Here is a 13481-nt window from a genome sequence, read left to right on the forward strand (position 1 = left end):
TTGGGGCTCACACCCGCTACGACGGCTTACCATGCTCTGTCTCGGCATAGAAACCTCGTGCGATGAAACCGCTCTGGCGCTGGTGCGCGACGGCGCGGTCATTGCCGACGTCATGTCCTCGCAGGCCGATGTGCACGCCCTGTTCGGCGGGGTGGTGCCGGAACTTGCATCGCGCGAGCATTACCGGCTCATCGGCGCGCTGTGCGACGAGGTGCTGCGCCGCGCGGGCGTCACCGCCGCGGACATCGACGTGGTGGCCGTCGCGCGCGGGCCGGGCCTGCTGGGCAGTCTGCTGGTGGGCATGGGCTTCGCCAAGGGCCTCGCCCTGGCCACCGGCGCGCGGCTGGTGGGGGTCAACCATCTGCACGCCCACCTGTTGGCCGCCGGCATTGCCGAAGAACTGCCGTACCCCACGCTGGGGCTGCTGGTATCCGGCGGGCACACCCACATCTACCGCCTGGAATCGCCGCGCCACATGCGCCTGCTGGGCCGCACCCTGGACGACGCGGCAGGCGAGGCCTTCGACAAGGTGGCCAAGCAGCTCGGCCTGGCCTATCCCGGCGGACGCACCATCGACGAGTTGGGCCGCAAGGGCAGGGTGAACCCCACCATGTTCCCCCGGCCTTACGTGGACAACGACAACCTCGATTTCAGCTTCAGCGGGCTCAAGACCGCCGCAGGGCTGGTGGTGCAGGCCAACCCCGCCCTGTCCCAGGCCGCGCGCGCCGTGGCGGCCAGTGCGGACCTTTCTGCCCCTTCTGCCGATTCAGCCTGTGCAGATGGCGCCGCGCCAGATTCGGCGTTGTGCGGCCTGTACGACATGTGCGCCTCGTTCAACCACGCCGTGGCCGACACCTTGCGCATCAAGCTGGAGCGCGCCCTGTTGCGCGAGAATGGCCCGCTGCCCGGCACGCCCCCCCCGGCGAAAAAGAAAGGGAAGAAGGGCAGGGCGGCGGCGCGCGATGGGCAACAGCTTGCGATGCATGAAATTTTCGACCCGGCCGACGGGTGTTCCCCCAGTTCGGAGCACGGCCGTGCCCTCGATTGCCCCCCCGAGGCAAACCGCGTCCCCGTGCGGGCGCTGGTGGCCGCGGGCGGCGTTGCCGCCAACTCGTACGTGCGCGAGGCCCTGACGGACCTTGCCCGCCGCGCGGGCCTGCCGCTCTTGCTGCCCACGCCCGCGCTGTGCACCGACAACGGCGTCATGGTGGCCCATGCGGGCTGGCGGCTGGCGTCCCTGGGGCTGGGGCACGACCTTGCGCTGGAGGCCATCCCGCGCGGACGAACGATTCCCGATGATTTCACCATGTTCCGGGCTGTATAGAAGCGGTGCTGCCACGCCGTCGTGCTTGACACGCCAGCAGCGCCCTACTATTTCTTCATAGGTTGGCAGGAGGCGGGGCGCCCACCGCGACGACACATCGTGCGGTGCCACGCCAGCACCCTGAAAACAGCGTTTCCTGCCCATGCCGCAACGGGTCCTGTCCGTATCGAAACCGGGCTTTGACCGTCTCGTGTGCGGTCGCCGCATGCATATACGACCAAAAGGAGTGCACCATGGCCGTTCAGATCACCGACGCCAACTTCGAAGCCAACGTCCTCAAATCCTCCATTCCCGTGCTGATCGACTTCTGGGCTCCCTGGTGCGGTCCGTGTCGCGCGATGGGTCCCGTCATCGACGAGCTGGCCGCTGAATACGACGGCAAGGTGCTCATCGCCAAGATGAACGTGGACGAGAACCCCGCCACCCCCTCCAAGTACGGCATCCGCGCCATTCCCACCCTGATCCTGTTCAAGGGCGGCGAGGTGGTGGAGCAGATCACCGGCGCCGTTTCCAAGAGCAGCATCAAGGACATGATCGCGCAGAAGGCCCTTGGCTAACATGAAGACATACGACGCCATCGTCATTGGAGGAGGGCCGGCCGGCATGACGGCCGCCCTCTACCTTTTGCGTTCCGGCGTGAGCGTCGCCTTCGTCGAAAAGCTGTCTCCCGGCGGCCAGGTGCTCATGACCGCCGAGATAGAGAACTACCCCGGCTTTCCCAAGGGCATCCAGGGGTGGGAGCTGGCCGACCTGTTCACCGCCCACCTCGAACGCTACCCCCACGACAAGTACAACGACGCGGTCACCGCGTTTGAACCCGCGCCCGGCGCCAACCGTGTGCGCGTGGGCGACGAATGGATCGTCGGCAAGACCGTGGTGGTCTGCTCGGGCGCGCGCTACAAGAGGCTGGGCCTGCCGGACGAAGACCGGCTCATCGGCAAGGGCATCTCGTACTGCGCCCTGTGCGACGGCAATTTCTTTCGCGGGCAGAAGGTCGGCGTGGTGGGCGGGGGCAACTCCGCCCTCGAGGAATCGCTGTACCTCGCCAAGCTTGTGGCCAAGCTGCACCTGATCCACCGGCGCGACGAATTCCGTGGCTGCAAGTGCTACCAGGAAAAGGTGCAGTCCGCGCCCAACATCGCCATCGAGTATTCCTCCGTCGTCCGAAAGCTGCACGGTGACAAGGCCCTTGAGGGCGTCACCCTGGCAGACGTGAAGACGGGCGAAGAGCGCTTTCTGCCGCTGGACGGGCTGTTCATCTTCATCGGCTTCGAACCCGTGGGCGACTTTTTGCCCGACGGCATCGACAAGGACCCGCAGGGCTTCATCATCACCGATACCGAGATGCGCACCAGCCTGCCGGGTGTCTTCGCCGCCGGGGACATCCGGGCGAAGTCCTGCCGTCAGGTGACCACCGCCGTCGGTGACGGGGCCACTGCCGCAACCGCAGCCTTCACCTACCTGGAACAGCTCGATGCGTAACGCCCTTTCCCGTATCCTGGCCGTCGTGCCCCTTTTGCTGCTGCTTTCGGGCTGCGGCATCATCGACTACTTCTACCTGCCCCCGCCCGAAGAAACGGCGCAGGAACTGTTCGAGTCCGGCAACGACGCCATGCGTGAAAAGCGCTACGGTGAAGCGGCGGAATCCTTCAGCAAGCTGAAGGAACAGTTCCCGTTCAGCCCTTACACCATAGAGGCCGAACTGTCCCTGGCCGACGCCCACTTCCTGGACGAGGACTACCTGCTGGCGGGTGAAGCCTACAAGGAATTCGAAACGCTGCACCCCCGGCACGAGGCCATCCCCTACGTGCTGTACCAGGTGGGGCAGTCGCGCCAGAAGGCCTATCTGTCCATCGACAGGCCCACCACGGGCCTGGTGGAGGCCATCCAGTACTACCAGCGCCTGCGCGAAAGCTACCCCGGCACCGAATATGCCGAAAAGGGCAAGCAGCACATCGCGGAATGCCGCCGCCTGCTCGCCGAGCGCGAACTGTACATCGGCGACTTCTACTGGCGCGCCGAACGCTACGGCGCGGCCTGGCGGCGCTACGAGTACGTGATGGAAAACTTCCCCGAGATCACCGACCTGCGCGACCATGCCGAAGCCAAGAGCAAGGTCGCCTACCTCAAGTACCGCCAGCAGCAGTCGCAGCAGGTGCACGAGCAGCGCGAAGGATCTTGGAAGCGCTGGTTCAACTGGCTGTAGGATTCCGCACCATCGCACGCATGAAGGCGGCCCCCCGGAAGGGAGGCCGCCTTTTCACATGGGGAAAGACCGGATGTTTCGCTCGGTTGCTGCCGGGGGAGGGGGGGCAGCGGACGGATCCGTGCCCCGGCATGCAGGTGCAGCGCCCGAAACTGCCCCCCGAAGTCGATGCGGCGCAAGCAAAGGGGCGGTGCACGCCGCCCCCCTCACACAACGGATGCGGCCGCCCGGACCTTGGCAAAGGGCGGCCGCTTGCATGTGGTAGCGAGTACGACTGGGCCGGGAGAAGCTCTTCGGCCCGCGCGAATCAGTTCAGGAACCCGCGCACCCCGGTGAACACGATCTGCGCGGACAGGGCCGCCAGGATCAGACCGGTGATCTTGCTGAGGATGGAAATGCCGGTGCGGCCCAGCAACTTTTCGATGGCCGGACCGATGTACAGGATCACCGCCACGCACAGCACCGCCGCCAAGAGGCCCAGGCTGGCCACCACCCGTTCCAGCGGACCGCGCACCGTGGCCCCCATGACCATAAGCGCGCCGATGGTGGCGGGTCCCACGGTGATGGGAATGGCCAGCGGCACCACGCTGATGTCGCCGTTCACCTCCTGCACGCGCGAGGGCTGCGGGTCGCGCACCAGCGCCACGGCGGAAAGGAACAGCAGCGCGCCGGAGCCGATGCGGAAGGCGTCCAGGGTGATGCCGAACAGGTCGAAGATATACTCACCAAAGAAATACAGGCACATGCACACGACGTACACGGCCACGCCCACCCGCACGGCAAGGCGGCGCTGCGTCTGCGGCACCATGTCCCTGGTCATGGTCAGGAACATGGTCAGCACGAAGAACGGCGTCAGCAGAAAGAACATCTTGACGAAGGTGGTCACGAACAGGTTGGCGATGGCGCTCATGGATGCCGCTCCGATGGGGTGGCAGGGGGTATGCGTGCCCCTCGCCACGCCGTTTCGCAAGCGGCGGGGGAGGGCAGACGGATTATACAGCGCCGGGGGGTTCGCCGGGAAGGGGGAAAACTTCCGGGCGGCCGCCCGGAGTTTCGGACGGTGCTAGGCGCGGTGCACGGGCAGCGCGCCGAAGGATTGGCTGGTGGGCATGACCTCGATGCGGCTCACGTTGACGTGGGCCGGGCAGGACACGGCCCAGGCGATGGCGTCGGCGATGTCCTCGGGCCGCAGGGCTGACGCCCCTTCATACAGCCTGGCGGCGCGGTCGGCATCCCCGCCGAAGCGGACCACGGAAAACTCGCTTTCCGCAAGGCCCGGCTCGATGTTGGTCACGCGCACGCCGGTGCCGTGCAGGTCGGCCCGCAATCCGCGCGAGAATTGCATGACGAAGGCCTTGGTGCCGCCATACACGTTGGCGCCGGGGTAGGCATAGGTGCCGGTGATGGACCCCAGGTTGACCACATGGCCGCGACCGCGTTCCACCATGCCGGGCAGCAGAGCGCGGGTGACGTGCAGCAGGCCCTTGATGTTGGTGTCCACCATGGTCGTCCAGTCGTCCAGGCTGCATCGGTGCGCCGGTTCCAGTCCCAGGGCCAGGCCCGCGTTGTTCACCAGCACGTCCACGGCGCGCCACGCTTCGGGCAGGTTCGCCAGCGCTTCTTGCACCGCGTCCGCGTCGCGCACGTCGAAGCACAGCGGCAGGCAGTTTCCGTCACCCAGTTCCGCCGCCAGCGCGTCCAGCCGGTCCCGGCGGCGGCCGGTGGCGATGATGCGCCAGCCGTCGGCGGCGAAGCGGCGGGCGGTGGCCGCGCCGAACCCGGCGGTGGCCCCGGTGATGCAGACGATGCCGTTGGACGATGCGGAGCGGGCGGTGGCGGAACGGGAAGCGGTGATGGTCATGGTCTTTCCTGTGGGGCTGCGAAGTTCCTGCGGTGGCGGCGCGCGCGCCGGTTCACGGTCCAGGCGGCACGGAGGCGCATACTAGCCCCCGTGCGGCCGTCAGGCAAGCCGTTCGCCCGCACAAACGGCAGTGGGCGCTCCGCCGTTGACGACCGGCTCGCGCCATGCATGTTGTCGGCGCGTATCGACATGGAACGCGACCCCGTGCTAGGCTTGTAGCAAACACCGCCGGACCGGCGGTGTGGTGTCACCGCGCCAGCGGCCCTTTCGCGCCCCACGCGGCATCCGCGCGGTTTCCGGCCACGTCGAAGCCCGCCAGCGGCGCGGGCACGACAGCCCCCCTCCCGGCGCACGTCCAACCGCAACCCAGGAAGGCACACATGGCCCATACGTTCACCTATCCCCGCGACGTGAAAACCGTCTACTACTTCGGCACCTGCCTCGTGGACATGTCGTTCCCGCAGGCGGGCATGGCGGGCATTCATCTGCTGCGCCGCGCCGGGGTGGAGGTGGTCTTTCCGCAGGAACAGTCGTGCTGCGGCCAGCCCGCGTACAATTCCGGCTTCCTCGAAGAGGCCAGGGCCGTGGCCAGGGCGCAGATCAAGGCCTTCTCCAAGGCCGACTGGCCCATCGTGGTGCCCTCCGGCTCGTGCGCGGGCATGATGCGCCACCACTACCCGGAAATCTTCGCCAACGACCCGGAATACTTCGACGTGCGCAAATTTTCCGAACGGATTTTCGAGCTGGGCGACTTTCTGCACAACGCCCTGCACGTGCAGTACAAGGACAAGGGCAAGCCGGTGAAGGTCACCTGGCATTCCTCGTGCCACGCCATGCGCGAAATGGGGGCCACGGCCGCGGCCAAGGCGCTCATCGGCCAACTGTCCAACGTTGAGCTGGTGGAAATCGAGCGGGAGTACGAATGTTGCGGCTTTGGCGGCACGTTTTCCATCAAGCAGCCGGAAATCTCGGCCGCCATGGTTGCGGACAAGGTGGAGGACATCCGGTCCACCGGGGCGTCCGCCATCCTTTCCGGCGACTGCGGCTGTCTCATGAACATCGGCGGGGCCATGGAGCGCGCGGGCGTGCCCGTGGCGCCGCGCCACCTTGCCGAATTCATATGGGAGCGCATCAATGGGTAGCCAGCACCTCGACTTTACGGCCAACGTCACCGAGGCCCTTGCCGACCGCCAGTTGCGCGCCAACTTCAAGTCGGCCCTTACCGGTCTGATGAAAAAGCGCGTGGCCGTGCTGCCCGACGAGGCGGAACGCGAACGCATGCGCGACGACGCGGAAGCCGCCAAGCGCAAGGCCCTGGCCAAGCTGCCGGAACTGCTGGAGCGGCTGGAGCGCAAGTGTACGGAAAACGGCATCATCGTGCACTGGGCCGAAACCACGGCCGAGGCCAACGAGATCATTCTGGGCATCATGCGCAGCCACGACGCCACCAAGCTGGTGAAGGGCAAGTCCATGGTCTCGGAAGAGATGCACCTGAACCACTTCCTGGAAACCCACGGCATAGAGGCGCTGGAAACCGACCTTGGCGAGTTCATCATCCAGCTGAACCACGAGCCGCCCTCGCACATCATCGTGCCCGCCGTGCACAAGAACCGCCAGCAGGTGGGGCGCATCTTCGCCGACAATCTGGAAGGCATTCCCTACACCGACGTGGTGGAGGAACTGAACGCCATCGCCCGCAAGACCCTGCGCGAAAAGTTCCGCACCGGGCACGTGGGCCTTTCGGGCGTGAACTTCGCCGTGGCCGAAACGGGCACCCTGGTGCTGGTGGAAAACGAGGGCAACGGCCGCATGTGCACCACGGTGCCCCCGGTGCACGTGGCCGTCATGGGGCTGGAAAAGGTGGTGGAATCGCTGTCCGACCTGCCGCCCCTGCTGCGCCTGCTGACGGCGTCGGCCACGGGGCAGCTGGTCACCACCTACGTCAACTGCATCACCAGCCCCCGCAAGGAGGGCGAACGGGACGGCCCCAAGGAAATCCATCTGATCATCCTGGACAACGGCCGCTCGAAGATGCTGGCCGACGCCCAACTACGCCGCACGTTACAGTGCATCCGCTGCGGCACCTGCCTGAACCACTGCCCGGTGTACATCCGCATCGGCGGACACGCCTACGGTTCGGTGTATCCCGGCCCCATCGGCAAGATACTCACCCCGCAGATCGACGGACTGGCCGACAAGGGCGTGCTGGCCACCGCGTCCAGCCTGTGCAACGCCTGCGAAGAGGTGTGCCCGGTGCGCATCCCCATTCCGGGCATCATCCGGCGCATGCGCACCGAAGCCTACGACGAGAAGGGCGACGGCGTGGTGAAGGGCCACGGGGCCAAGAAGAACCTGCTGGAAACCCTGGTCTGGAAGGGCTGGGAACTGACCTACCGCATTCCCGCGCTGAACCGGTTCGTGGTGTCCATGCTGGGCAGGTTCGGCGACAGGCTGCCCAACGTCGGCCCGCTGAAGGCGTGGACCAGCGTGCGCACCGCGCCGCGCTTCGCGCCCAAGAGCCTGCATCAACTCGTGAAGGAAGAGGGAATTCGCCATGAGTAGCACCGCCCGCGACCGCATCTTCGCGCGCCTGCACGCGGCGCGCACCACCGTATCGCCCTATGTGCCGCAGGGCGGCAACTGGCAGGCCCCCATGCTGGACAAGGCCCAGCGCATCGAACTGCTGAAGAAGCGCATGGAAACCGTGCGCTCGGAAGTACACGTGGTGCCCGAGGCGGAATGGCCCGCCAAGCTGCTGGAGGTGCTGAAGACCCGCGAGGCCAAGACCCTGACCTACGGCCACGACGCGTGGTTCGGCGGAACCTTGCGCTCGAAGATAAAGGGCAAGGGCCTGCCCAAGCTGGTGCCCTACGGCGAGAACGTGGAGGCCTTCCGCGACGAGTTGTTCGGCATCGACGTGGGCATTACCTCGACTCTGGGCGGCATTGCCGAAAACGGCACGCTCATCGTCTGGCCCACCCCGCAGGAACCGCGCCTGCTCTCGCTGGTGCCCACGGTGCATGTGGCGCTGCTGAAGGCCGACACCATCTACAGCACCCTGGCCGAGGCCATGCGTGAAATGCGCTGGGCCGAGGGCATGCCCACCAACGCGCTGCTCATCTCCGGCCCGTCCAAGACGGCGGACATCGAGATGACCCTGGCCTTCGGGGTGCATGGTCCCAAGGAACTGATCGTTCTCGTGCTGGAATAACCCCCGCGACGCGAACGAAAATCCGCATTCGCGAGGTGACTCGCCTCACAGTGCCTGACAACCGCGCGCCGGGAAGGGGGATTCCCTTTTCCCGGCGCGTCGCGCATGGTGCGGCGAAGCATAAACCACGGGGAGCCCAATGCCGCAGGACGCCTTTTCCAACGACCAGCCCGGACCCGACCACGCCGCCGACCGCCATGCCTTCTACCGGCACTTCAAGGGCCGCTACTATCAGATGGTGGGCGAGGCGCTGGACACGGCCACCGAGGGCAGGGTGGTGGTGTACCGCACCCTGTACCCGTCCGGCCATGCCCTGTTCACCCGTCCGCACGACGAATTCCACGGCTGGAGAATCACCGACGACGGTGAGCGCGTGCGCCGCTTCGCCCCGGTAGACTATGCCGACCTGCCCGATGAAGCCCGCGCCCGCGTGATCACGGCGCTGCAACTGGCGGCCGGGTAGGGCGGCCCAAGCGCATAGGGTGATCGGTCCGAACGATTCCGCCGTCTTGCCGAACCTGCCTGTACCCCGCCGGGTCGCCCCGCGAGACCCCATCCTCCGCCCCCGCCCGGCCCGGGCGCACGTCTCGCGTGTTTCCGACCACGTCAGTCTTCCAGCTTCCCCCTGAAGTCGATGTTCATCATCAATGACGGCAAGATGCGCTCTTTGCTGGTCACACCGGAAGGGCCGTGATAGGATGCCGTGCGCCTGTTCCCCGGCCATTGCCATGGCGGCCCACCGTGCCGCCATGGCAGCAGCGGGGTAGGGGGCGCGCAGACCATGCCGGTCCAGGCTGGGCCACATCCGCACCGCATCTCACAGGACAGGCCAGATCGGAGGCATCATGCAGCAACCCCACGACTACGAAACCGCCCTGCGCGAAAAGAACGCCGCCGCCCTGTCCTCGGTGCTGGCCGCCGTGCTGCTGACCGCGCTCAAGCTGGTGGTGGGCGTTTCCACCAACAGCCTCGGCATCCTGTCCGAGGCGGCCCACAGCGGGCTGGACCTGGTGGCGGCCGCCGTCACGTGGTTCGCGGTGCGCATTTCCTCCCGTCCGCCCGACGCGCGCCATCCTTACGGCCACGGCAAGGTGGAGAACCTTTCCGCGCTTGTGGAAACGCTGCTGCTGCTGGTCACCTGCGGGTGGATCGTGTGGGAGGCCATGCACCGGCTGTTCGTGGAACCGGAAATGGTGCGGCCTTCCTTCTGGGGTCTTGGGGTCATGGGCATTTCCATCGTGGTGGACATCTCGCGCTCGCGCATGCTGCGCCGCGTGGCCAAGAAGCACAACAGCCAGGCCCTGGAAGCCGATGCGCTGCACTTTTCCACCGACATCTGGTCGTCGGCCGTGGTCATCGTGGGCCTGCTGGCCCTGCTGGCGGCGGACCTGCTGCCGGAAGGCTCGGCCCTGCGGCCCGCGCTGGAACGCGCCGACGCTGTGGCCGCGCTGCTGGTGTGCGTCATCGTGGTGCACGTCAGCCTGGGCCTTGGCCGCCGCGCCGTGGACGCCCTGTTGGACGGCGGCGACGCGGGGCTTGCCGAACGCATCGAGGCCGCCGTGGCCGCCCAGCCCGGCGTGGTCCGGGTGGAACGCACCCGGGTGCGTGAAAGCGGCCCGCACGCCTTCGTGGACATGACCGTCATCGTGGCGGCCGGGCTGTCGCTGGAAGCGGCCCACGACATCACCCAACTGGCCGAAGAAGCCGTGCGCGAGGAAGCCCCCGGCGCGGACGTGACCATCCATTTCGAGCCGCAGGCGACGGGCGAGCGCGACGCGATGGCGCGCATCCGTTGCGTGGCCGCTGCCCACGCGCTGCCCGTGCATGCCGTGGAAGTCATAGACGCCCAGCCCAGGGCCGACGCCCCGCACGAACTGATGGTGGAACTTCATGTGGAACTTGAAGGCCACATGACGCTCGGGGCGGCCCATGGCCGCGTCACGGCCTTCGAGGAGGCCCTGCGCGCCGAACTGGGGCCGCTGCACGTGGCCACGCACATCGAGCCCGCGCAGGACATGGCCGCCGCCGCAGTTTCGCGGGTGGTGGAATCGCCGCGCATCAAGGCGGAAGTGCAGGCGGCCGCAGATGCCGAGCCCGGCGTGCACGACTGCCATCACGTGCACATCCGCCGCCACGGCGAAGACATTTCCCTCAGTTTCCACTGCCGCATGGCCCCGGAAACTTCGGTGACCGAAGCCCACCGGGCGTCCGCCGCCCTGGAGGCGCGTCTGCGCGCCAGCCTGCCGGAACTTGGCCGGGTGGTTGTGCACATGGAGCCGGAGCAGGGGTAGGTGCGGGCCCGGGGCGGTGAACCTGCGGCAGGCAGGCCCAGCGAGGCCGCGACGCAAAATGTATCACCCCGTTGTATGCCGTGTCGCCCCGGAGTATATGTACTGAAAGCCGGGACCAGGCAGCCACGGCGGCTTCCTGCGCCATTGGCTTCCATGTACCGGCGAGGCCCACATGCCCTTCCACCCGCTCCACGGCCCCATCCGCAAAAAGCTCGCGCTGTTGATCCTCATGTCGGCCCTTCCGGCGCTGGTCCTGATTGTCGCCTTTGGCTTGCAGGCCAGGAACAGGGCCATCGAAAACGCCACGCACGAATTGCAGTCCTTCGTGCGCAATGCCGCGGAAACGCAGGTGCGCACAACCGCGGCAACCCAACTGCTGCTGGAAAACCTGTCGCGCGTGCCAGAGGTGCAGAATGCCGATATTCCCGGCTGCACCCGCATCTTCAGGGACGTGCTGCGCATCAACCCCCGCTATTCCGTGCTCCACCTCGTGGACATCCAAGGCCGCATCATCGCCTCCACCTACGCCACGGCAGGCACCAACTTCGCCGGAGTCAAACATTTCCGGGATGCGTTGACCACCAAGGGCTTTGTGGTAGGTGAATACCAACTTGGCGTAAGCCTTGGCGTGCCCGTGATCCCCTTCGGGTGCCCAGTGATCGGACCTGACGGAAAACTCCGCGGCGTACTGCTCACCAGCATCCTGCTCCGCAGCTACGGCGACCAGTTTGCCGAAATGCGCTTTCCGCCAGATTCCTTCTTCGGCGTCTCTGACCACCAGGGGCTGCGCCTGTTCCGTTTTCCCGTTACCGACGATCTTCCGCTGGGACGGCCCATCCAGGCATCCATGTTCCGTATCGCCTCTGCCGCCGATGAAGAGGGGCTTGCGGAGAACACGGGGTCCGACGGCGTTGAGCGTATCGTAGCCTACAGGAAGATGCGGACCAGTGTGGCGGCCCTTCCGTACATGTACATGTTCGCAGGTATTCCGAAGTCCACCCTCCATGCTGCGGCCTGGAAAAGCCCGCTTCGCGAGCTGACCATTGCGCTGCTCATGGTGGTGTTCATGCTGGCCAGCGGTTGGTTCTTTGGCGGGCGCAACGTGGGCCGCCGACTGGAAGACCTTGCTGCGGCGGCGACACGCATCGGCGAAGGACATCTTTCCACGCGGGTGGACCCCGAACCCGGGATAACCGAAATCGACATCCTGGCAAGGTCGTTCAACGACATGGCCCAGGCGCTGGAACAGGACAGGCGAGAGCGCGCCCGCACAGAAGACGAACTGCGCGTGGCCAGAACCCAGGCCGAGGCGGCCAACCGCGCCAAAAGCCTGTTCCTGGCCAACATGAGCCATGAACTGCGCACCCCGCTCAATGGCCTGCTGGGCATGCTGCAACTCATCAAGGGGAACGAAGACCCCAACGAACGGGACGCCTACCTGGATTTTGCCCAGCGCGCTGGCCGCCGCCTGACGGATTTGTTGAGCGATCTGCTGGACCTGTCGCGCATCGAGGCCGGGGGCATGCGCATCGAATGCAGGCCCTTCACCCTGGCCAGCATCTTTGCGGCGCTGGCCGAGACCTTCTCGCCAATGCACCAGAGCAAAAGGGTCCCCCTCGTGCTTGCGTGCGCGCCGGAAATCCCACCGGTGCTCCTGGGCGATGATGTTCACGTCCGGCAGATCCTTTTCAATCTCGTGGGCAACGCCATGAAGTTCACGGACAAAGGCGAGGTCCGACTCGAGGTCTTTCCGCTGCTGCCCATGCCGTCCGGCGCGATCCGGCTTTTGTTCATCGTCAGCGATACCGGCATCGGCATCCCCGACGACAAACTTGACCATATCGTCCACCCCTTTGCCCAGGTGGAAGAAAGCTACACCCGTGCCCATCAGGGGGCGGGGCTTGGCCTGTCCATCGTGCGCAACCTCGTGCTCGCCATGGGGGGAACACTGCAGTTCGACAGCCTGATGGGGCAGGGCACCAGCGTCTGCCTGACCCTGCCGTTCGCCGTTTCCGCCAGTGCGCCTCCGGCAAAGCCGCCCGCAGAGTTCAGCCCGGAAGGCGCCCCCCAGGCAGGATTGCGCATCCTGCTGGTAGAGGATGACGAAGTGAGCCGCCTGTGCGCCCGGCGGATGCTGGAACATCTGGGGCACGAGGTGACCACCACCACCAACGGCGCGCAGGCCCTGGACGAATTGCGGGCCAAGCCGTTCGATTGCGTGCTCATGGACGTGCAGATGGCCGTGATGGACGGGGTGGAGGCCACGCGGCACATCCGGAGCGGCATGTCCGGCGTGCTGGATGCGCGGGTTCCCGTTATCGCAATGACGGCATACGCCATGGCCGGAGACAGGGATAAATTCCTGGCCGTCGGCATGGACGGATATGTGGCCAAGCCGGTCTTGGCCACGGAACTTGCCGCCGCCATCGGCAGTGCCGTGGCGCAACGCCGTTCGGCATGAGCCGCCCGCCTTGCGTGCGTGCCATCACCGGAAAGGGCAGCGCGGCGCGTGAAAACGCAAGCGGTTACTCGCATCGGGGTTGCGCGGCGGGCAAAAAAACGTACAATGCCCAGTTATCCGGGAGAAG

12 protein-coding genes are annotated in these 13481 nt (G+C 66.3%); 10 read left to right on the plus strand and 2 right to left on the minus strand.

The annotated features are described in order from the left end of the window. Window positions 1-31: 31 nt before the first annotated feature. From tsaD to RVX_RS08015, 4 genes are all read left to right on the plus strand, one after another. Window positions 32-1324, plus strand: a complete 1293-nt coding sequence (tsaD, locus tag RVX_RS08000; protein WP_116305446.1) for a tRNA (adenosine(37)-N6)-threonylcarbamoyltransferase complex transferase subunit TsaD — start codon at window positions 32-34, stop codon at window positions 1322-1324. 233 nt (window positions 1325-1557) lie between these two features. Next, window positions 1558-1881 (plus strand): thioredoxin, encoded by a 324-nt coding sequence (gene trxA / locus RVX_RS08005; protein WP_007521809.1) that lies wholly within the window; start codon window positions 1558-1560, stop codon window positions 1879-1881. A gap of 1 nt (window position 1882) precedes the next feature. Next, on the plus strand, window positions 1883-2806 hold the full coding sequence (locus tag RVX_RS08010; protein ID WP_116305447.1) for an NAD(P)/FAD-dependent oxidoreductase: 924 nt from the start codon (window positions 1883-1885) through the stop codon (window positions 2804-2806). Beyond that, window positions 2799-3530, plus strand: a complete 732-nt coding sequence (locus RVX_RS08015; RefSeq protein WP_116305448.1) for an outer membrane protein assembly factor BamD — start codon at window positions 2799-2801, stop codon at window positions 3528-3530. The genes RVX_RS08010 and RVX_RS08015 overlap by 8 nt, the downstream gene beginning before the upstream one ends. Before the next feature lie 307 nt (window positions 3531-3837). On the opposite strand, the gene RVX_RS08020 is transcribed toward RVX_RS08015, so the two are convergent. Both RVX_RS08020 and RVX_RS08025 read right to left on the minus strand, forming a co-directional pair. Continuing rightward, a complete protein-coding gene (locus RVX_RS08020) occupies window positions 3838-4440 on the minus strand; it encodes a MarC family protein (protein ID WP_116305449.1) in 603 nt (200 codons plus the stop codon). 153 nt (window positions 4441-4593) lie between these two features. Then, on the minus strand, window positions 4594-5391 hold the full coding sequence (locus tag RVX_RS08025; protein WP_116305450.1) for an SDR family NAD(P)-dependent oxidoreductase: 798 nt from the start codon (window positions 5389-5391) through the stop codon (window positions 4594-4596). A gap of 380 nt (window positions 5392-5771) precedes the next feature. Between RVX_RS08025 and RVX_RS08030 the strand changes: the two genes are divergently transcribed. From RVX_RS08030 to RVX_RS08055, 6 genes are all read left to right on the plus strand, one after another. Then, window positions 5772-6533: a (Fe-S)-binding protein gene (locus RVX_RS08030; RefSeq protein WP_116305451.1), complete on the plus strand. Its 762-nt coding sequence runs from the start codon at window positions 5772-5774 to the stop codon at window positions 6531-6533. After that, window positions 6526-7953, plus strand: coding sequence for a LutB/LldF family L-lactate oxidation iron-sulfur protein (locus tag RVX_RS08035; RefSeq protein ID WP_116305452.1), 1428 nt, complete (start codon window positions 6526-6528; stop codon window positions 7951-7953). The genes RVX_RS08030 and RVX_RS08035 overlap by 8 nt, the downstream gene beginning before the upstream one ends. Then, window positions 7946-8602 carry a LutC/YkgG family protein gene (locus RVX_RS08040; protein WP_116305453.1) on the plus strand — a complete coding sequence of 219 codons (657 nt, stop codon included), beginning with the start codon at window positions 7946-7948 and terminating at the stop codon, window positions 8600-8602. The genes RVX_RS08035 and RVX_RS08040 overlap by 8 nt, the downstream gene beginning before the upstream one ends. A 139-nt stretch (window positions 8603-8741) precedes the next feature. Beyond that, window positions 8742-9065, plus strand: a complete 324-nt coding sequence (locus RVX_RS08045; protein ID WP_116305454.1) for a DUF1653 domain-containing protein — start codon at window positions 8742-8744, stop codon at window positions 9063-9065. Between the two features lie 382 nt (window positions 9066-9447). Continuing rightward, complete coding sequence (locus tag RVX_RS08050) at window positions 9448-10893, plus strand: cation diffusion facilitator family transporter (RefSeq protein ID WP_116305455.1); 1446 nt, start codon at window positions 9448-9450, stop codon at window positions 10891-10893. Between the two features lie 172 nt (window positions 10894-11065). Further along, a complete protein-coding gene (locus RVX_RS08055; protein ID WP_116305456.1) occupies window positions 11066-13354 on the plus strand; it encodes a hybrid sensor histidine kinase/response regulator in 2289 nt (762 codons plus the stop codon). Window positions 13355-13481 lie beyond the last annotated feature (127 nt).

The sequence above is a fragment of the Nitratidesulfovibrio sp. HK-II genome, from assembly GCF_003402415.2.
Lineage (GTDB): Bacteria > Desulfobacterota > Desulfovibrionia > Desulfovibrionales > Desulfovibrionaceae > Cupidesulfovibrio.

Bases quoted from the DNA above. Each gene is read 5' to 3' on its own strand.
- tsaD (WP_116305446.1), top strand. From the start codon at position 32: ATGCTCTGTCTCGGCATAGAAACCTCGTGCGATGAAACCGCTCTGGCG.
- trxA (WP_007521809.1), top strand. From the start codon at position 1,558: ATGGCCGTTCAGATCACCGACGCCAACTTCGAAGCCAACGTCCTCAAA.
- RVX_RS08010 (WP_116305447.1), top strand. From the start codon at position 1,883: ATGAAGACATACGACGCCATCGTCATTGGAGGAGGGCCGGCCGGCATG.
- RVX_RS08015 (WP_116305448.1), top strand. From the start codon at position 2,799: ATGCGTAACGCCCTTTCCCGTATCCTGGCCGTCGTGCCCCTTTTGCTG.
- RVX_RS08020 (WP_116305449.1), bottom strand. From the start codon at position 4,440: ATGAGCGCCATCGCCAACCTGTTCGTGACCACCTTCGTCAAGATGTTC.
- RVX_RS08025 (WP_116305450.1), bottom strand. From the start codon at position 5,391: ATGACCATCACCGCTTCCCGTTCCGCCACCGCCCGCTCCGCATCGTCC.
- RVX_RS08030 (WP_116305451.1), top strand. From the start codon at position 5,772: ATGGCCCATACGTTCACCTATCCCCGCGACGTGAAAACCGTCTACTAC.
- RVX_RS08035 (WP_116305452.1), top strand. From the start codon at position 6,526: ATGGGTAGCCAGCACCTCGACTTTACGGCCAACGTCACCGAGGCCCTT.
- RVX_RS08040 (WP_116305453.1), top strand. From the start codon at position 7,946: ATGAGTAGCACCGCCCGCGACCGCATCTTCGCGCGCCTGCACGCGGCG.
- RVX_RS08045 (WP_116305454.1), top strand. From the start codon at position 8,742: ATGCCGCAGGACGCCTTTTCCAACGACCAGCCCGGACCCGACCACGCC.
- RVX_RS08050 (WP_116305455.1), top strand. From the start codon at position 9,448: ATGCAGCAACCCCACGACTACGAAACCGCCCTGCGCGAAAAGAACGCC.
- RVX_RS08055 (WP_116305456.1), top strand. From the start codon at position 11,066: ATGCCCTTCCACCCGCTCCACGGCCCCATCCGCAAAAAGCTCGCGCTG.